This is a genomic window from Mesorhizobium sp. BR1-1-6, from assembly GCF_020165355.1.
Lineage (GTDB): Bacteria > Pseudomonadota > Alphaproteobacteria > Rhizobiales > Rhizobiaceae > Mesorhizobium.
Window position 1 is genome coordinate 1 of the sequence record NZ_JAIUHZ010000025.1, and the last position, 17,479, is coordinate 17,479.

Annotated in this window: 18 protein-coding genes; 15 read left to right on the top strand and 3 right to left on the bottom strand. The window is 64.0% G+C overall.

Features of this window, described 5'->3' with window-relative positions; all coding sequences use genetic code 11:
• Positions 1-202 precede the first annotated feature (202 nt).
• The 11 genes from rplI (at position 203) to LB545_RS28040 (ending at position 11,099) form a co-directional block, all read left to right on the top strand.
• On the top strand, positions 203-787 hold the full coding sequence (gene rplI / locus LB545_RS27990) for a 50S ribosomal protein L9 (protein WP_140494465.1): 585 nt from the start codon (positions 203-205) through the stop codon (positions 785-787).
• 234 nt (positions 788-1,021) lie between these two features.
• Entirely contained in the window at positions 1,022-2,314 is a 1,293-nt protein-coding gene (locus LB545_RS27995) for an SAM-dependent methyltransferase (protein ID WP_140565048.1), read from the top strand.
• Positions 2,315-2,399: 85 nt separating this feature from the next.
• Complete coding sequence (locus tag LB545_RS28000) at positions 2,400-2,723, top strand: YnfA family protein (protein ID WP_224706150.1); 324 nt, start codon at positions 2,400-2,402, stop codon at positions 2,721-2,723.
• 3 nt (positions 2,724-2,726) lie between these two features.
• A complete protein-coding gene (locus tag LB545_RS28005) occupies positions 2,727-3,698 on the top strand; it encodes a small ribosomal subunit Rsm22 family protein (protein WP_224706151.1) in 972 nt (323 codons plus the stop codon).
• Between the two features lie 225 nt (positions 3,699-3,923).
• Complete coding sequence (locus tag LB545_RS28010) at positions 3,924-5,414, top strand: replicative DNA helicase (RefSeq protein WP_140494474.1); 1,491 nt, start codon at positions 3,924-3,926, stop codon at positions 5,412-5,414.
• 87 nt (positions 5,415-5,501) lie between these two features.
• Positions 5,502-6,905: a DNA repair protein RadA gene (radA, locus tag LB545_RS28015; RefSeq protein ID WP_140520656.1), complete on the top strand. Its 1,404-nt coding sequence runs from the start codon at positions 5,502-5,504 to the stop codon at positions 6,903-6,905.
• 43 nt (positions 6,906-6,948) lie between these two features.
• Positions 6,949-7,620, top strand: coding sequence for a CvpA family protein (locus tag LB545_RS28020; protein WP_140494478.1), 672 nt, complete (start codon positions 6,949-6,951; stop codon positions 7,618-7,620).
• Between the two features lie 121 nt (positions 7,621-7,741).
• Positions 7,742-9,211, top strand: coding sequence for an amidophosphoribosyltransferase (purF, locus tag LB545_RS28025; RefSeq protein ID WP_224706152.1), 1,470 nt, complete (start codon positions 7,742-7,744; stop codon positions 9,209-9,211).
• Positions 9,212-9,259: 48 nt separating this feature from the next.
• Positions 9,260-10,015 (top strand): SDR family NAD(P)-dependent oxidoreductase, encoded by a 756-nt coding sequence (locus LB545_RS28030; protein ID WP_224706153.1) that lies wholly within the window; start codon positions 9,260-9,262, stop codon positions 10,013-10,015.
• Between the two features lie 82 nt (positions 10,016-10,097).
• Positions 10,098-10,733, top strand: coding sequence for a hypothetical protein (locus LB545_RS28035; RefSeq protein ID WP_224706154.1), 636 nt, complete (start codon positions 10,098-10,100; stop codon positions 10,731-10,733).
• Positions 10,734-10,880: 147 nt separating this feature from the next.
• Positions 10,881-11,099, top strand: a complete 219-nt coding sequence (locus LB545_RS28040) for a hypothetical protein (RefSeq protein ID WP_140494486.1) — start codon at positions 10,881-10,883, stop codon at positions 11,097-11,099.
• A 14-nt stretch (positions 11,100-11,113) separates the two neighbouring features.
• On the opposite strand, the gene LB545_RS28045 is transcribed toward LB545_RS28040, so the two are convergent.
• Entirely contained in the window at positions 11,114-11,620 is a 507-nt protein-coding gene (locus tag LB545_RS28045; RefSeq protein WP_224706172.1) for an OsmC family protein, read from the bottom strand.
• A 518-nt stretch (positions 11,621-12,138) separates the two neighbouring features.
• Between LB545_RS28045 and LB545_RS28050 the strand changes: the two genes are divergently transcribed.
• Positions 12,139-13,650, top strand: coding sequence for a S10 family peptidase (locus tag LB545_RS28050; RefSeq protein WP_140517839.1), 1,512 nt, complete (start codon positions 12,139-12,141; stop codon positions 13,648-13,650).
• Between the two features lie 153 nt (positions 13,651-13,803).
• Here LB545_RS28050 and LB545_RS28055 read toward each other — a convergent pair whose 3' ends face one another.
• Complete coding sequence (locus tag LB545_RS28055) at positions 13,804-14,586, bottom strand: glutathione S-transferase family protein (protein WP_224706173.1); 783 nt, start codon at positions 14,584-14,586, stop codon at positions 13,804-13,806.
• Between LB545_RS28055 and LB545_RS31070 the strand changes: the two genes are divergently transcribed.
• Positions 14,477-14,821 (top strand): hypothetical protein, encoded by a 345-nt coding sequence (locus LB545_RS31070; RefSeq protein ID WP_224706174.1) that lies wholly within the window; start codon positions 14,477-14,479, stop codon positions 14,819-14,821. The two genes, LB545_RS28055 and LB545_RS31070, sit on opposite strands and share 110 nt — an antisense overlap.
• On the opposite strand, the gene LB545_RS28065 is transcribed toward LB545_RS31070, so the two are convergent.
• Positions 14,719-15,300: a VOC family protein gene (locus LB545_RS28065; RefSeq protein WP_140562452.1), complete on the bottom strand. Its 582-nt coding sequence runs from the start codon at positions 15,298-15,300 to the stop codon at positions 14,719-14,721. The two genes, LB545_RS31070 and LB545_RS28065, sit on opposite strands and share 103 nt — an antisense overlap.
• A gap of 323 nt (positions 15,301-15,623) precedes the next feature.
• On the opposite strand from LB545_RS28065, the gene LB545_RS28070 reads away from it, so the two are divergent.
• Together LB545_RS28070 and LB545_RS28075 are read left to right on the top strand one after the other, a co-directional pair.
• On the top strand, positions 15,624-16,511 hold the full coding sequence (locus tag LB545_RS28070) for a DMT family transporter (protein ID WP_224706155.1): 888 nt from the start codon (positions 15,624-15,626) through the stop codon (positions 16,509-16,511).
• Between the two features lie 55 nt (positions 16,512-16,566).
• Entirely contained in the window at positions 16,567-17,469 is a 903-nt protein-coding gene (locus LB545_RS28075; RefSeq protein ID WP_224706156.1) for a DMT family transporter, read from the top strand.
• Positions 17,470-17,479 lie beyond the last annotated feature (10 nt).

Genomic DNA, 17,479 nt, shown 5'->3' on the forward strand with positions numbered 1-17,479 from the left:
CCCCCCCCCCCCCCCCGCTTCTCTTGCACGGCGACGGGCGCCGCTGGATTGCGCATCAAATCCCAAGTTGAGGCCAAAAGCCTCTAACTGCCGCGACAGGCAGGACAGCGACACCGGCGGCAACGCCCTTTTGCTTCCTGACCTGTTCCAGAGAATTCGGTGCCGATCTCTCGATCGGCGCCCTAACGAAAGGAACAAAACCATGGAAGTCATTCTTCTCGAACGCGTTTCCCGCCTCGGCCAAATGGGCGACACCGTCAAGGTCAAGGACGGCTTTGCCCGCAATTTCCTGTTGCCGCAGGGCAAGGCGCTGCGCGCCAACGAGGCCAACAAGAAGAAGTTCGAAGGCCAGCGCGCGCAGCTCGAAGCCCGCAATCTCGAGCGGAAGTCCGAAGCCTCGCAGGTCGCCGAACAGCTCGACGGCAAGAGCTTCATCGCCGTTCGCTCGGCCGGCGAGACCGGCCAGCTCTACGGCTCGGTGTCGACGCGCGATATCGCCGACCTGCTGACGGCAGAGGGCTTTTCGGTCAACCGCAACCAGATCCAGCTCAACCAGCCGATCAAGACCATCGGCGTGACCAATGTGGCGATCGCGCTGCATCCGGAAGTCGAGGTCACGATCACGCTCAACATCGCCCGCACGGCCGACGAAGCCGAGCGCCAGGCCAAGGGCGAGACGCTGACCACCGCCGAGGCCATCTATGGCGAGGACATCAACGACAATGCCCGGCCGGAGAACTTCTTCGACCCGAACGCCGAGTTCGAGGGCGGCGAAGAGAACGCCTGATATCGGCGCGGCGCGCCTGCCGGCGCGCCGCATTCGGCTTAGGCCAATCAGCTCCGATCAGACTGGCAGCTCCGATCAGACCGGCAGCTCCAGTCAGACCGGCAGTTCAAGTCAGACTGGACCAATGCCCGGGTTCACCACCTGGGCATTTTTGTGCCAAAAGGAACTTTTCGAAACCCTATATATTGATGCAGAGTAGGACAGCCTGTCTGACCGAGAGGGGACATTTGGGTCATGAATATTCTGTTGAAACGCGTTCTCGACCGCCTGGTGCGCACAGGCAATCTCAAGGTGACCGGCCCACAGGGCACGACATTCGTGTTCGGTGACGGCAGCGGCGAGCCGGTGCACCTGCACATCAAGACCAGGCACGCCGAGCGCGCCATTACCTTCGATCCGATGCTGGCCGTGCCGGAAGCCTACATGGATGGCGAACTCGACATCCTCGAGGGCGGCGTTCTTGGCCTGATGCGCATCGCTTTCCAGAACATGGGCAGCGGCGGCATCGACGCGACGTGGTCGAAAGCCATCGAAGGCCTGCGCCACGCTTTCCGCCGCCTGCAGCAGATCAACACCGCGTCGCGTTCGCGCCGCAACGTGCAGCGCCACTATGATCTGTCGGGCGACCTTTACCGGCTCTTCCTCGATGAGGACATGCAGTATTCCTGCGCCTATTTCGAGCAGCCCGACATGACGCTGGACGAGGCGCAGGCAGCCAAGAAGCGCCACATTGCCGCCAAGCTCAGGCTGAAGGCCGGGCAGACGGTGCTCGACATCGGCTCCGGCTGGGGCGGGCTAGGCCTCTACCTCGCCAAGGCCTTCGACGTCGACGTACAGGGCGTGACACTGTCGACCGAGCAGCACGGTGTCGCCACCGACCGGGCGCATGCCCAGGGCCTGGAAAACCACGTTCATTTCGAGCTGAAGGATTACCGCGAACTCAACGAACGCTTCGACCGCATCGTTTCGGTCGGCATGTTCGAACATGTCGGGGTCAACCATTACCGCACCTTCTTCGACAAGAGCGCGACGTTGCTGAAGCCTGATGGCGTCATGCTCCTGCACACGATCGGCCGCTCCGGCGTGCCGTGGGCGACCAGCGCCTTCATCCGCAAGTACATTTTCCCGGGCGGCTACATTCCCGCGCTTTCCGAAGTCATGCCGGCGATCGAGAAGTCAGGCCTCGTCGTCACGGACATCGAAATCCTGCGGCTCCATTATGCCGACACGTTGAAGCATTGGGGCCAGCGCTTCGCCGTCAACCGCGACAAGGCCAAGGCGATCTATGACGAACGCTTCTGCCGCATGTGGGAATTCTATCTGGCAGCCTCGGAAGCCGCCTTCCGCTGGCAGGATCTGGTCATCTTCCAGATCCAGCTTGCCAGGAAGAACGACACCCTGCCGATGGCGCGCGACTATATGGTCAAATGTGAAAAGGCGCTCGAAATGCGCGACATGGGCCATCGCGAAGCGGCTCCGGTCGAAGAGCCCGCCAAGCCCGCCCGGCGCCGCAAGGTGGCGGAGTAGGAACAGACCGCTTTGCCGCATTGGCGCTTGCCATTCCCGGCTCGTGCCCTGAAAAAGGCCTCGTGATCGTCGCGAGGCCTTTTTCATGACCTACTTCCTCTATGCAGCCGCGGCGCTCGCCGAGATCGCTGGCTGTTTTTCGGTGTGGGCGTGGTGGCGGCTGGAGAAATCGCCGCTGTGGCTGCTACCAGGGTTCGTTTCGTTGGTTGTGTTCGCCTGGCTTCTGGCCCTGGTGGACACCGGCGCGGCCGGCCGCGCCTATGCCGCCTATGGCGGCATCTACATCGCGGCGTCGCTGGCCTGGCTTTGGTTGGTGGAAAGCGTGCGTCCCGACCGGTGGGACCTTGCGGGGGCGGCGCTCTGCATAGTGGGCGCCTCTGTCATCCTGCTCGCACCACGAGGGGCATGAGCCGTGGAACTGCCTGCCCCGCTTCGACAGGCTGTCGATCGTGCCCTCGAAAATGTGCCGCTACCGGTGCTCAGGCAGGCGGCGAAAACCCTGTCGGACCGTTACCGCGCCGAGATGCGCGACGGTCGCCTGCATATGGCGCAGGATATGGCGGTCAAGGCTTATCTGGCGACGCGGCTGCCGGCGACCTATGCCGCCGTCCGCGCCAGTCTCGACGCGGTGAACGAAGCGCAGCCGGAATTCGCGCCGGAAACCCTGCTCGATGTCGGCGCCGGCCCGGGCACGGTGCTTTGGGCGACGGCGGACCTGTGGCCCGGTCTTCAACAGGCGGTTTTGCTGGAAGCCAGTGCTGCGGTGCGCAAGGTCGGCGAGGCGCTTGCCGCCGATGCGATCGCTGCCCGGATCGCCTGGCAGGCCGGCGACGTGACCATCGACCTTGACGGTTTGCAGCCGGCGGACCTGATCACCTGCGCCTATGTGCTGGACGAGATCGCACCGGCATCCCTGCCCAAAATGGTCGATCGGCTGTGGCAGCTCACGACAGACACGCTGCTGATCGTGGAGCCGGGCACGCCGGCGGGCTGGCAGCGTGTTCTCGCGGTTCGCCGGCAACTGATAGAAGCGGGCGCGCATGTGCTGGCACCTTGCCCGCACGAAGCCCCCTGCCCGCTCATCGCGCCCGACTGGTGCCACTTTTCGCGGCGCGTCGCCCGCTCGCGCCTGCACCGGCTGGCCAAGGGCGCCGAAGTGCCATGGGAGGACGAGAAGTTCATCTATGTCGCGGCTTCGAGGCAGCCGGCGCCAGTCCGCGCGGCGCGGGTGATCGCGCCACCGAAAACCGGCTCGGGCAAGGCGGCGCTCAAGCTTTGCCGGCCGGACGGCAGTGCCGGAGAGACGCTTTTCAGCAAGCGTGACGGTGAACTGTTCAAGGCGGCACGGCGGTCGGACTGGGGCGATGTGCTCGATACAGCGTAGGGATTCGGGTGACGATCGTTCTTGCTTTGTTCCAAACCGTTGCGTAGAATCAGCACCTTGTCGAGTCAATCGGAATCAGGGCACGGGAATACTGTCCTGTGGACGGTTTTTTGTTTCTGTGAACAGTGGGCATCAAATCTGCTTGGGTGATAACTGTTGCAGATAAGTCAGCACTCAATTTTCCGATTCTGATATCGAGAGACCGGGATCGAAATCGGGGACATCATGGCAGAGGCAGCGCGGAAATTCGGCGTGGCGGAGCAACCGCTCTATCGCGAGGCGCCGAACAACATCGAGGCGGAACAGGCGCTGCTCGGCGCGATCCTGGTCAACAACGATGCCTTCTATCGCGTCTCCGACTTCCTGAAGGCCAGCCACTTTTACGAACCCCTGCATCGCAAGATCTTCGAGATCGCGGCAGAGCTCATTCGCATGGGCAAGGTGGCGACGCCGATCACGCTGAAGACCTTCCTGCCGGCCGACGAGAAGGTCGGCGACATGACGGTGGCACAATATGTCGTGCGCCTGGCGGTCGAAGCCGTCACGGTCGTCAACGCCGCAGATTACGGCCGCGCCATCTATGACCTTGCGACGCGTCGCGCCCTGATCACCGTCGGCGAGGACATGGTCAACATCGCCTATGACGCGCCGGTCGACATGTCGCCGTCCGAGCAGATCGAGGATGCCGAACGGCGCCTGTTCGAGCTGGCCGAAACCGGACGCTATGACGGCGGCTTCGAGAGCTTCACCGACGCGGTCAAGACCGCGGTCGACATGGCCAACGCCGCCTACATGCGCGACGGCCACCTGTCGGGGCTGGCCACCGGCATGCGCGACCTCGACCGCCGCATGGGCGGCCTGCAATCGTCCGATCTGATCGTCCTTGCCGGCCGTCCGGGCATGGGCAAGACGTCGCTCGCCACCAACATCGCTTTCAACGTCGCCGAGGCCTATGTGCCGGCGCAGCAGGCCGACGGGTCGTTCAAGGCGGCGAATGGCGGTGTCGTCGGCTTCTTCTCGCTCGAAATGTCGTCGGAGCAGCTCGCGACCCGTATCATCTCCGAACAGACGGAAATTTCCTCGTCGAAGATCCGCCGCGGCGAGATTACCGAAATGGACTTCGAAAAGCTGGTCGCCTGTTCGCAGACCATGCAGAAGATTCCGCTGTTCATCGACCAGACCGGCGGCATCTCGATCGCCCAGCTCTCGGCCCGCGCCCGGCGCCTGAAGCGCCAGCGCGGCCTCGACCTCATCGTCATCGACTATATCCAGCTGATGCAGGGCTCCAGCGCCAGGGCCTCGCAGAACCGCGTGCAGGAAATCACCGAGATCACCACGGGCCTCAAGGCACTGGCCAAGGAGCTCGCGGTGCCGATCATCGCGCTGTCGCAGCTCTCGCGCCAGGTTGAAAGCCGCGACGACAAGCGCCCGCAGCTCTCGGACTTGCGCGAATCCGGCTCGATCGAGCAGGACGCCGACGTCGTGATCTTCGTCTACCGCGAGGAATACTACCTCAAGAACCGCGAGCCGAAGCTCGGCACCGACGAGTACATCAAGTGGGAAAACGAGATGAACGAGATGCGCGGCAAGGCCGAGGTGATCGTGGCCAAGCAGCGTCACGGACCGACGGGCACGGTCACGCTAGCCTTCCACGGCGAATTTACCCGCTTCTCGGATCTGGCGGAGGAACATCATATCGCGGAAAGGTTTGAGTAGCTTTTTTGACTCACCGTCACGCTCCGTCACACCCCCTCTGTCCCGCCCACCTATCCAGCATCGGCGATCCCGAAGCAGGCCTCGCTAATGGCTAAATCCCGCGTCCAGTTCATCTGCCAGAACTGCGGATCGGTGCATCAGCGCTGGGCCGGCAAATGCGACGCCTGCGGCGAATGGAACACGCTGGTCGAGGAAGGTACGTCCGGCGGCATCGGTTCCGGGCCGGCCAATACGCGCAACGCCCGCAAGGGCCGCGCGGTGGTGCTGACCACGCTTTCCGGCGATATCGAGGACGCGCCGCGCATCGTGTCGGGCATCGGTGAGCTCGACCGCGCCACGGGCGGCGGCTTCGTGCGCGGCTCGGCGCTGCTGGTCGGCGGCGATCCCGGTATCGGCAAGTCGACGCTGCTCACCCAGGCTGCTGCTGCCCTTGCCTCGAGGGGCCACCGCATCGTCTATGTCTCGGGTGAGGAGGCGGTCGCCCAGATCAGGCTGCGCGCGCAGCGCCTCGGCGTTGCTTCCTCGCCGGTCGAGCTTGCGGCCGAGACCAATGTCGAGGATATCCTTGCCACGATCGCCGACGGCAAGCGGCCGGACCTGGTGATCCTCGATTCGATCCAGACGCTGTGGACCGACCTCGCCGATTCGGCGCCCGGCACCGTCACCCAGGTGCGTGCGGCCGCCCAGGCGATGATCCGCTATGCGAAATCCACGGGTGCTGCGATCGTGCTCGTCGGCCATGTCACCAAGGAAGGCCAGATCGCCGGCCCGCGCGTCGTCGAGCACATGGTCGACGCCGTGCTCTATTTCGAGGGCGAAGGCGGCCATCACTACCGTATCCTGCGCACCGTCAAGAACCGTTTCGGCCCGACCGACGAGATCGGCGTCTTCGAAATGTCGGACAAGGGCCTGCGCGAGGTTGCCAATCCTTCCGAGCTGTTCCTCGGCGAGCGCCACGCGAAATCGCCGGGAGCGGCGGTTTTCGCCGGCATGGAAGGCACAAGGCCGGTGCTGGTCGAAATCCAGGCGCTGGTCGCGCCCTCCTCGCTCGGCACGCCGCGCCGCGCCGTCGTTGGCTGGGACGGCGCCCGGCTGTCGATGATCCTGGCGGTGCTCGAGGCGCATTGCGGCGTGCGCTTCGGCCAACAGGACGTCTATCTGAACGTAGCCGGCGGCTACCGCATTTCCGAGCCCGCGGCCGATGTGGCGGTGGCGGCCGCACTGGTTTCCTCGCTCACCGGTCTTGCCCTTCCCGCCGATTGCGTCTATTTCGGCGAAATCAGCCTTTCTGGCGCCGTGAGGCCGGTTGCGCATGCGCAGCAGCGTCTCAAGGAGGCCGAAAAGCTGGGTTTCGCAAGCGCGGTTCTGCCCTTGGGCAGCGAGGAACTTGCCGGAGGAATCGGGGCCGGCGCTTTCCAGCCCACCGAGCTCGCCGACCTCGTGGCGCGCATAGCCGGCTCACGGCGCAGCCGCGCCAACGACGAAGAATGACGGGCTCACCTGGTGGTGAGCGACAGGGAGTGGGGCGACAAAGATGCCGATAACGCTGCTTGACGGAATTCTCGTCGGCTTCACCCTGGTCTCGGCGATGCTCGCCATGGTTCGCGGCTTTTCACGCGAGGTCCTGTCCATCGTGTCCTGGGCGGCGGCAGCCGCGGCGGCGTTCTTTTTCTACAAGCCCGTGCTGCCCTACCTGAAACCCTACATCGACAATGAAAAGATCGCCATGGCGGCCTCCGCCGGCGTCGTCTTCATCATCGCTTTGATCGTCGTCAGCGTCATCACCATGAAGCTCGCCGACTGGATCATCGATTCCCGCATCGGCGCGCTCGACCGCACGCTCGGCTTCCTCTATGGCGCCGCCCGCGGCATTCTGGTGGTTGCCGTGGCCCTGCTGTTCTTCAATTGGCTGGCCGGCGCCAAGGCACCGGCCTGGGTCACGGAGGCCAAGTCGCGGCCGCTGCTGGAACAGATCGGCGCCAAGCTTGAAAGCCTGCTGCCCGAGGATCCGGAAAACGCCATCCTCAAGAAGCTCAATCCGAATCAGCCGGCCGCCGAAACGCCCGCCGCACCGGACGCACCGGCCACGGATGCCCCGGCGGGAGGGGACGATGCCAATGCGCCGGCTCCTGACGACAGCGATGCCGGAACGCCTCCCGCGGACAACGCACCGGCCAATCCGGCCCCGGCGGCGCCGGCGAATTGATGAGTGATCGGGCGCCGCAGAACAGGCGCCCGAGACTGGCGGTGATCGTGAACCATCGCCGGGCGCGTTGCTTTTACGACGCTGTCGCCTTATATGGCGATTTTAGCGGAGCTTGAGCCCCATGGCAGACGCAGACCACGTGCTTTCCGCGGAAGCTGACGATCACTTCCACGACGAATGCGGCGTGTTCGGCATTTTCGGCCGGCAGGACGCGGCGGCCATCGTCACGCTCGGCCTGCACGCGCTGCAGCATCGCGGCCAGGAAGCGGCCGGCATCGTCTCCTACGACGGCACCCAGTTTCATGTCGAACGCCATGTCGGCCTGATCGGCGACACCTTCACCAAGCAACGCGTCATCGACAGCCTGCAAGGCAATCGCGCCATCGGCCACACGCGCTACGCCACGACCGGCGGCGCCGGCATGCGCAACATCCAGCCCTTCTTCGCCGAACTGGCCGATGGCGGTTTTGCCGTGGCCCATAACGGCAATCTGACCAACGCCATGACCGTGCAGCGCGCGCTGCAGAAGCAAGGCGCGATCTTCTCCTCGACCTCCGACACCGAGACGCTTCTGCACCTCGTCGCCACCAGCAAGGAGCGCGATCTCAACTCGCGCTTCATCGATGCGGTGCGCCAGGTCGAGGGCGCCTTTTCGCTGGTGGCGATGACGGCCAAGAAGATGATCGGTTGCCGTGACCCGCTCGGCATCCGCCCGCTGGTACTGGGTGACCTCGACGGTGCCTGGATCCTGGCCTCCGAAACCTGCGCGCTGGACATCATCGGCGCGCGTTTCGTGCGCGACCTGAAGCCAGGCGAGATGGTCGTCGTTACCTCCAAAGGCATCGAGAGCCTGTTCCCGTTCGAGCCGCAGAAGACCCGCTTCTGCATTTTCGAATATGTCTATTTCGCACGCCCGGACTCTTCGGTCGAAGGCCGCAACGTCTACGAGGTGCGCAAGCGCATCGGCGCGGAACTCGCGCAGGAAAATCCCGTCGAGGCCGACATCGTCGTGCCGGTGCCGGATTCCGGCACGCCGGCGGCAATCGGCTTTTCGCAAGCCGCGGGCATCCCCTTCGAGCTCGGCATCATCCGCAACCACTATGTCGGCCGCACCTTCATCCAGCCCGGCGATTCGATCCGCCACATGGGCGTCAAGCTGAAGCACAACGCCAACCGCCGCATGATCGAGGGCAAGCGCGTCGTGCTGGTCGACGATTCCATCGTGCGCGGCACCACCAGCCAGAAGATCGTGCAGATGGTGCGAGACGCCGGCGCCAAGGAAGTGCATATGCGCATCGCCTCGCCGCCGACCAGCGCCTCCTGCTTCTACGGCGTCGATACGCCGGAAAAATCGAAGCTTTTGGCATCACGTATGTCGATCGAGGAGATGGCCGAATTCATCCGCGTCGATTCGCTCGGCTTCCTGTCGATCGACGGACTCTATCGCGCCGTCGGCGAGGCCAGCCGCGACAACGAGCAGCCGCAATTCTGCGACGCCTGCTTCACCGGCCAGTATCCGACCCGCCTGCTCGACTTCGAAGGCCACGACAATGTGCGCACGCTGTCGCTGCTGGCGACGAGCGGCGCATAGGATTGCCGCACTGCCAGTTGCCATAGCCATATTTCCGGAATCTATCGCATGACCTTCGACCTTTCCGGCCGCGTTGCGGTCGTCACCGGCGCCTCGCGCGGCATCGGTTACTTCATCGCCAGGGAACTGGCTGCCGCCGGCGCCCACGTCATTGCCGTGGCGCGCACCGTGGGCGGGCTGGAAGAACTCGACGACCAGATCAAGGCCGAGCGCGCCAAAACCGGCAAGGGCGAAGCGACGCTGGTGCCGCTCGACCTTGCCGACATGGTCGGCATCGACCGCCTGGGCGGCGCCATCCATGAGCGGTGGGGCAAGCTCGACATTCTCGTCGCCAATGCGGGCGTGCTCGGCGTGATCTCGCCGATCGGCCATGTCGAGGCGAAAACCTTCGAGAAGGTGATGACCATCAACGTCACCTCGACCTGGCGGCTGATCCGCTCGGTCGACCCGCTGCTGCGGCTCTCCGACGCCGGCCGGGCCATCATCCTGTCGTCCAACGCTGCTCACTCGGCGCGCGCCTTCTGGGCGCCCTACGCGGCTTCCAAGGCGGCGGTCGAGACGATGATGCGCTCCTGGGCACATGAGACGCAGAGTCTGCCCTTGCGCGTCAATGCCGCCGATCCGGGGGCCACCCGCACCGCGATGCGCGCGCAGGCCGTGCCCGGCGAGGACCCGGAAACGCTGCCGCATCCCTCCGAGATCGCCAAACGCATCGTGCCGCTGGCAAGCCCCGATCTGAAAGAGACAGGATTGATCTTCCAGGCCAAACACAACCGTTTCGTCGCCTACCGACAGCCGGAATAGCCGCATCTTTTTTATCGGAAGAATTCGGCTCCGGGCGGCGTTCCTCGAATGTAGATTCGAAGCTCAAACCCGGAGGACCGACATGCGCAGACTTATTCTCATCGCCGCCACCGCCATTGCCTCAGCCTTGGCCGCCGGCACAGCCTTGTCACAAGATGCCAAGATGAGCTTCTTCGTCACCAGCGTCGGCTCGGGCAAAGGGGCAGACCTCGGCGGCCTGAAGGGCGCCGACGCGCATTGCGCCTCGCTGGCGGAAGCAGCCGGCGTCACCGGCAAGACCTGGGCCGCATATCTGTCGACCAGCACCGAGGATGCGCGCGACCGCATCGGCAAGGGACCGTGGGTGAATGCCAAGGGCATCAAGATAGCCGACGACGTCGCCTCGCTGCACGGCGATGCCAACGGCATCACCAAGCAGACGGCGCTCAACGAAAAAGGCGAGATGGTGAACGGCCGCGGCGACACGCCGAACCGCCACGACATGCTGACCGGCTCGAAGCCCGACGGCACCAGGATCGCCGACCAGACCTGCGGTGACTGGACCCTGAGCGGCGCGGAAGGCGCTGCCATGATGGGCCATCACGACCGCACCGGGCTCGACGATTCGGCTGCCGCCAAATCCTGGAACTCTTCGCATGCTTCGCGCGGCGGCTGCGGCCAGGAGGCGCTGAAAGGCACCGGCGGCGACGGCTTGTTCTATTGTTTCGCAACGAATTGACCAGACCCCGCCCGCCCGCCACATCACGCGGCTGTGATGTGGCGGCGGAAAGCTGAGTCGCGGTCATGCTTTCGTCATTTCCGCAGAGTTGATAGGATCGCATAGATTCCCACAACAAGCCCGGCTGGGCAGAGCAAGGAAATTCCCATGGCTTCGAGCGTAGCGTTGGTCTGGTACCTAGTAATCGCCGGCCCGCAAGGCGGCATGGTCGTGTTGCCCAGCACGTTCGACAAGCGCGAACAATGCACCGCCGCCATCACCGAATACCAGAAGCAGCCGGCCCCGACCGGCTGGTCGCTGCAATGCGTGCCGAGCGCGTCACCCTTCACCGACGAGGGCGACGCGGAGGAACCGGCAGCGCAGTAAGGCGCGATGCGGCGTCAGCGCCGTGCGCTGACCGTCAGTTCCGGCTTCTGGTTGATGGTCTGGAACACCACGCAGTAGCGTTCGGTCAGCTTCAGCAAGGAATCGATGCGCTCCTGCGGCTCATCGGTGTCGAGACTGAAATTCAGCCTGATGGCGCAAAAACCGACCGGCGCATCCTTGGCAACGCCAAGCGTGCCGCGAAAATCAAGGTCGCCTTCGGCCTCGACCGTGGCGGCGCCGAGCTTGAATTCGAGCGCCGTCGCCACCGCCTTGAGCGTCACGCCGGCGCAGGCCACAAGTGCCTCCAGCAGCATGTCGCCCGAGCAAAGCTCGAGCCCCGAGCCGCCGGTTGCGGGATGCAGACCGGCAATCGCGAGAGCCCTGCCCGTCTCGACCTTGCAGGCGATCGACTGGTCATCGAGACTGCCTCTGGCCCTGAGCGTGATGAGCGCGCGCGAAGCATCATCGCGATAGGTCTCTTTCAGCGGCGCCTGCATGGCCTTCAGTGCGGTGGCGTCCATTTCGCTGCCCCTTTCGACGATCGTTTCTGGCGCTGGCATGCGTCAACCCACCGAGATTTGACCCGATCACACCGGAAAGCAAACATAATCATCGCGTTGGGACACAGGCGCGCAATCACTATCCCAAATGGACATTGACGGACGAGGTCTCAAAGACCGTCTGAGCCGTGCGAGTGCCGTCGTCCCATTTTCTGGTGACTGACTCGGGTCAACAAGGGCTGGCGATGGGCAGTCGGGTGTGCCAACGGTTTCTCCTGATAGGAATTTTTTCTTGACAGGGTGAAGGCAGCTATGGTACATTTCTGGTTATGGTGCTGAGTTGCGCCAGGGACCCGCCGTACAGGCGGTTTTTTTCATTCAATGCTCTCTCAATAGCGCGTCGAGAAGGCTTGCACGGAACCCGCTGACCCGGATTCGTTGCTTGATGGCGGGCGATCCGTCTTCAGCCGGACAAGCCTTTCCTTTGACTTCGATCGCATCGGCTATAGCTATGCGACAAGCGTTCTCGCGGAGGCGTCATGCCGTTCAAGTTGAAACTGATCTCTCTCATCCTGCTGATGCTTGCTGCCTTCGCACAGCCTGTCCTGGCTGAAACGCCGGAGAGGCCGGCGCCGACCGGCGGTGTGCTGTCGCTGCTGCCGCCGCCGCAGGTCACCAGCCATTCGATCACGGTTGCCGGACGCAAGCTGGACTATCAGGCCAAGACCGGCACGCTGTCGCTGCTTTCAGGCAAGGCCGACGTCACGGCGGAGATCTTTTATGTCGCCTATACGCTGCGGCCACCGGCTGACGCGGCAAAAACGGCACCACGCCCCATTACCTTCGTCTTCAATGGCGGCCCCGGGGCGGCTTCCGCCTATCTGCATCTCGGTGCGCTCGGTCCGCGCATCATCACGACCGGAGCCGATGGCGAATTCCTGCCGCCGCCGCAAAAGATCATCGACAATCCGGACAGCTGGCTCGACATGACCGACCTCGTCTTTGTCGATCCGGTCGGCACCGGCTACAGCCGCGAGGCTCCCGGGCAGAACACCCACGACTTCTGGGGCGTCAACCAGGACGCCAGCTCGATCGGCGCCTTCATCCGGCTCTATCTGGCGCAGAACGGCCGCAGCAGCTCGCCGCTTTTCCTGGCCGGAGAAAGCTATGGCGGGTTTCGCGCGGCGCTGCTCGCCAGGACTTTGCAGGAAGATGTCGGCCTTAGCCCGAGCGGCATCGTGCTGATCTCGCCGGCGCTGGAATTCATGCTGGTGCAACCCGACGAATTCGAGCCGCTGCACTGGGCTCTCGAACTCCCCTCGCTGGCGTCGGTGCGGCTCAGTGCCGACGGCGTTACCGGCGAGGCGCTGCGGGCGCAGTTGGCCGCGGTCGAGCGCTATGCGCTTGGCGACTACCTCACGGCGCTGGCCAGCGGGCTGGAGCAAGGCGGGCGGCTGGCGAGCCAGCGGGTGGCCGAGATCACCGGCCTGCCCCTCGACCTCGTGCAGCGGAATTTCGCGCGTATACCGACCAGCCTTTTCGCGAGGGAGTTTGCCCGCTCGAAAAGCAAGGTGCTCAGCCCCTATGACGCCATGATCGGCACGGCCGACATCGCTCCTGAAAGCGCTCGCACCGCCGGACCCGATCCGGTGCTCGACCGCAGCGTTCCAGCATTGACCTCGGCTTTTGTCGGCTATGCCCGGGACGAATTGAACTACCACACCGATGTCAGCTACCGGCTGCTCAATGGCGAGATCAGCCGCAATTGGGACTACGGCACATCGCGGCAAGGCTATGCCGGCGTGATGAACGATCTGCAGCGGGCGCGCTCGCTCAATCCCGCACTCGGCGTCGTCATCGTCAACGGCTACACCGACCTCGTCACGCCCTATCTGGCGTCTCGCTATCTGGTGAACCAGGTACCGACGCTGGCCGGTGCAAAGCCCATCCGCGTCGATGTGCTGGACGGAGGACACATGATGTATTTCAGGCCGGACGGAAGGCGGGCGCTCAAGGCAGCGGCGGCGGAGCTTTACCAAGCGACGCAGTAAGCGTCGCTTGGTAGCACCGGAGTGACCGGCAGTCCGCGACACGCTGGCGGGACAGTGCCCTCCTCTGTCCTCCAGGCAAAGGAGCCGCGAAGGACATTGCAGTTCATCTTGGCGGCCGGCCGCCTTCAACCGGCCTGCGGCGCCGAAGCGATCTCACACCCGTGGCTGTGACTTCACATGGGCAATGTAGCCGCGCACGTCGCTGGCCGGGTCTGCATAGGCCTTGCCGAGCTTCTTCTCCATCGCGGCCATGTAGTCGCTGGCCCATTCGGGCAGGGCATAGTCGATGACGGCGAGAAATTCGAGTGTCGCCGCCAGGCGGATATCGGCGATAGACGGGTTCTTGCCTCCGATGAAGGGCTTGCCATCCCTGAAGAAGGAGTGGAACACCTCCAGCGGTTCGGAGATGGCGGCGATCGCCGCCTTCTGGGCCTCGGCCTTCCTGTCGGGATGAGCGTCGCTGTGGCCGACCTCTCCGGCATATTGCGGGAAACCGAGCGCCGGATAGGTGGCGCGCGCCACATAGGGATAGAGCGTGCCGATCAGGTAGAACATGGCGCTGTCGATCATCGCCCGCTTGGCAGGCGCCTTGGGGTAGAATTTCTCCAGCCCGTGCTTGTTGGCGAGATACTGCATGATGGCGCAGCTTTCCCAAAGCACCCCTCGCGGCAGGCCCTTGTCCTCGATCATCGGAGTCAGATGGGCCGGGTTGCGCGCCATGAATTCGGGCGAACGCGTGCTGCCCCAGGCGTCGGCCTCGGCATGGTCCAGCCCGGCGGCGCGGGCAAACACCCGAACCGTCATGTTGTTGACGCTGGGCTTCAGCATGCTGATCATCAGGGCGGGGTTCTTCGCCGATTTCCCCTTGGTCCTGGACGCGGTTTTGCCGGCGGTTGCTGCTTTTGACGCCGCCTTGGCCGAAGGCTTTGCCGATATTTTTGGCGCCGGCTTGGTTGAAGCTTTTGCTGCTGGTTTTGCCATAGCCTTTGGTGTGCCCTTAGCCGCCGGCTTCCTCGCACCCTTCGTCGCTGTCTTTGCCATGTGTTCCTCCCTTTGCTTATTCAAAAATCAATATGGATTGCGCGGCGCCCTGTCGGCCGACAATGTCGCGCGCGAGCGCTCGACCAGCGCCTGGATGGCGTCGGCCAGATGCGCCTCGGCGATGTTGTAGTCGCCGCGCGCGACGCGCAGCTTGTGCGCTTCCATCAGCACGTCGGCATGGCCAAAGCCGGCCGGCGGCTCGAAACGGTAGGAAGCAAGTTCGATCAGCAGGCCAAGCGGATCCTCGAAATAGATCGAATCCATGAAACCGCGGTCCTTGACGCCACTGTGCTTGATGGCGCGCTCGTCAAGCCGGGCGACCGCCTGCAGGAAGGTCACGCGCGACACGGCGAAGGCGATGTGGTGGACGCAGCCGGTATCGGTCGGGGTGCGGCGCTTTGCCGGCGTGCGGGTCTCGTCGGTAAAGATGGTGATCAGCCGCCCGTCGCCCGGATCGAAATAGAGATGGCTTTCGGCTGCCTTGTCGAGGTTGGGTTGCTCGAAAATGAAAGGCATGCCCAGCACGCCTTCCCAGAAATCGATCGATGTCTGGCGACCGGCGCCGACCAGCGTGATGTGATGGACGCCTTGCGATTGCAGTTTCTGCATTGCGTTCTCCCCCTGATGTCGGCGTTTCGATATCCGTAAGTGCCAGCTGTCAGGCCCACCGCGCATGATGCGAATGGCGTCTCTTATGCGAGCGCTGGCTTCCTGATCCGCACCGTTCCCTTGGCTCGCCGAACCTTACGCGCCGGCTTTGTGAGACGATGCTAAACCAATCAGTCGCGCCGCGCCAGAAGCCGCATCGGGATCGGCCCTGCCCCAACGCAAGCACGGCGCTGGAGCAGCGCCATGCAAGGTTTCGCCCCTATAGCTGGCGGGAGCGGAGCCGACAGGGGCCGGAGCCGTTTTCACACAAGGCCGCTTGTCGCATGGCCGATGTCGCCATTCTCGAAACACGCGAAAGGGTTCTCGCCGGTATCCTCCTGACCGGCGCCGCCTATTTGCTTTTTTCGACGCAGGACGCTTCGATCAAGCTGCTGGTAGCCGGCATGAGCGTCTGGCAGATCCTGTTCTTCCGCAGCATCACCATACTGACCGCCTGCGCGGCGATCGGCGGACGGCATCTCTATGCGGAGACGGCGCGGTCGCCGATCGTGTGGCTGATGCTGTTGCGCAGCGTCTTCACCCTGGCGGCGTGGCTTTGTTATTACAATGCCGCGCGCAGCCTGCAGCTCGCCGAACTGACCACCGTCTATTACGCGGCCCCGATCATCGTCATCGTGCTTTCGGTGGTGATGCTTGGCGAAAAAGTGCCCATGCTACGCTGGCTGGCGGTGGCGATCGGCTTCGCCGGCGTCTTTGTCGCCTGCGACCCTGCCCATCTCGGCCTGTCCGTGCCGGTGCTGCTGGTGCTGGCCGCCGCTTTCCTGTGGGGCGTCGCCATCGTGCTGTTGCGCAAGACAGCACTTGCCGAGCGCTCGATGATCCAGCTCATGCTCAACAATTTCTATTTCCTGATATTCTCGGCGGTGCCCGCGCTGCTCTGGTGGAAGATGCCCGGCTGGAGCGAACTGCTTCTGCTTGCCAGCGTCGGCGCGCTCGGCGGCTTGGCGCAGTATCTTCTCTTCGAAGGCATGAAACGGACGCCGGCCTCGATCATCGCGCCGCTGGAATACACTTCGCTGTTGTGGGCCTTCGCGCTCGGCTTCGCCATCTGGGGCGACGTGCCGCGTCGCGAAGTGTTTTTCGGCGCTGCTCTCATCATCACCGCAGGGCTCCTGATCGTCGGCGGCGAGCATTTCCGCAAACGGCTGTGACGGGCCAGACTGCTGACACTACGATGTCAGGACAGAACCACGTAAATTGGCTTTCATGACCGATGTAGCAGCCGCCACCGACACCGCAGAACGGACACTTGGCATCATCCTGGTGTCGTCGTCGGCGGCGGTGTTCGGATTGACCGGCGTGCTGACCAAATCGATCCATGCCGATCCGCTGACCATCACCTGCTGGCGCGGTTTCGTCGGCTCGATCCTGATCAGCCTCTATGTGCTGTGGCGCCGCCACCGCTCCGGCAACCGCCAAACGCTGCGGCTCGGCTGGCGCGGCTGGCTGCTGGCGGTGGAAGGCGCGCTGGCCAGCATCGCCTTCATCTGCGCCTTCAAATTCACCTTCGTCGCCAATGTCACGGTCATCTACGCGACGTCGCCTTTCATTGCCGCGCTGCTCGCCCTCCTGCTGGTGCGCGAACCCTTCCGCCTGCAGACGATGTTAGCCGCCGCCGTCTCGCTTTGCGGCGTCGCGGTCATGGTCTGGTCGAGCTTCGGCACTGGCAATCTGTTCGGAGACGGGCTGGCGCTGCTGATGACGATCGGCAGCGCGCTCTACATGATCATGGTGCGCGCCTTCCGCGACACGCCGGCGGTCTGGGCAGGCGCGGTCTCGGCCCTGCTGTTGTTCATACTCGGCTGGTTCGTCACCGACCCGCTTGCCGTCTCGGCAAGGGATGCCGTGCTGCTCGTCGCCTTCGGCTCGAGCTTCGCACTCTCCTCGATCCTGTGGACGGAAGGCGCGAGGCTCATCCCGGCGGCTGAATCCGGCCTGCTCGGCTCTGCCGAAGTGCCGTTCGCGATCCTGTTTGCCTTCCTTTTCCTGGCCGAGATACCGCCCATGGCCAGCATGATCGGCGGCGCAATCGTGCTTTGCGCGGTCTTTGCCCATGCCGGCCGCGACTGGCTGTCGGCAAAGCCGCAACAAGCGCCAGGGCCGTTGTGAAAGCCGAGCC

Bases quoted from the DNA above. Each gene is read 5' to 3' on its own strand.
- rplI (WP_140494465.1), top strand. From the start codon at position 203: ATGGAAGTCATTCTTCTCGAACGCGTTTCCCGCCTCGGCCAAATGGGC.
- LB545_RS27995 (WP_140565048.1), top strand. From the start codon at position 1,022: ATGAATATTCTGTTGAAACGCGTTCTCGACCGCCTGGTGCGCACAGGC.
- LB545_RS28000 (WP_224706150.1), top strand. From the start codon at position 2,400: ATGACCTACTTCCTCTATGCAGCCGCGGCGCTCGCCGAGATCGCTGGC.
- LB545_RS28010 (WP_140494474.1), top strand. From the start codon at position 3,924: ATGGCAGAGGCAGCGCGGAAATTCGGCGTGGCGGAGCAACCGCTCTAT.
- radA (WP_140520656.1), top strand. From the start codon at position 5,502: ATGGCTAAATCCCGCGTCCAGTTCATCTGCCAGAACTGCGGATCGGTG.
- LB545_RS28020 (WP_140494478.1), top strand. From the start codon at position 6,949: ATGCCGATAACGCTGCTTGACGGAATTCTCGTCGGCTTCACCCTGGTC.
- purF (WP_224706152.1), top strand. From the start codon at position 7,742: ATGGCAGACGCAGACCACGTGCTTTCCGCGGAAGCTGACGATCACTTC.
- LB545_RS28030 (WP_224706153.1), top strand. From the start codon at position 9,260: ATGACCTTCGACCTTTCCGGCCGCGTTGCGGTCGTCACCGGCGCCTCG.
- LB545_RS28035 (WP_224706154.1), top strand. From the start codon at position 10,098: ATGCGCAGACTTATTCTCATCGCCGCCACCGCCATTGCCTCAGCCTTG.
- LB545_RS28040 (WP_140494486.1), top strand. From the start codon at position 10,881: ATGGCTTCGAGCGTAGCGTTGGTCTGGTACCTAGTAATCGCCGGCCCG.
- LB545_RS28045 (WP_224706172.1), bottom strand. From the start codon at position 11,620: ATGGACGCCACCGCACTGAAGGCCATGCAGGCGCCGCTGAAAGAGACC.
- LB545_RS28050 (WP_140517839.1), top strand. From the start codon at position 12,139: ATGCCGTTCAAGTTGAAACTGATCTCTCTCATCCTGCTGATGCTTGCT.
- LB545_RS31070 (WP_224706174.1), top strand. From the start codon at position 14,477: ATGCTGATCATCAGGGCGGGGTTCTTCGCCGATTTCCCCTTGGTCCTG.
- LB545_RS28065 (WP_140562452.1), bottom strand. From the start codon at position 15,300: ATGCAGAAACTGCAATCGCAAGGCGTCCATCACATCACGCTGGTCGGC.
- LB545_RS28070 (WP_224706155.1), top strand. From the start codon at position 15,624: ATGGCCGATGTCGCCATTCTCGAAACACGCGAAAGGGTTCTCGCCGGT.
- LB545_RS28075 (WP_224706156.1), top strand. From the start codon at position 16,567: ATGACCGATGTAGCAGCCGCCACCGACACCGCAGAACGGACACTTGGC.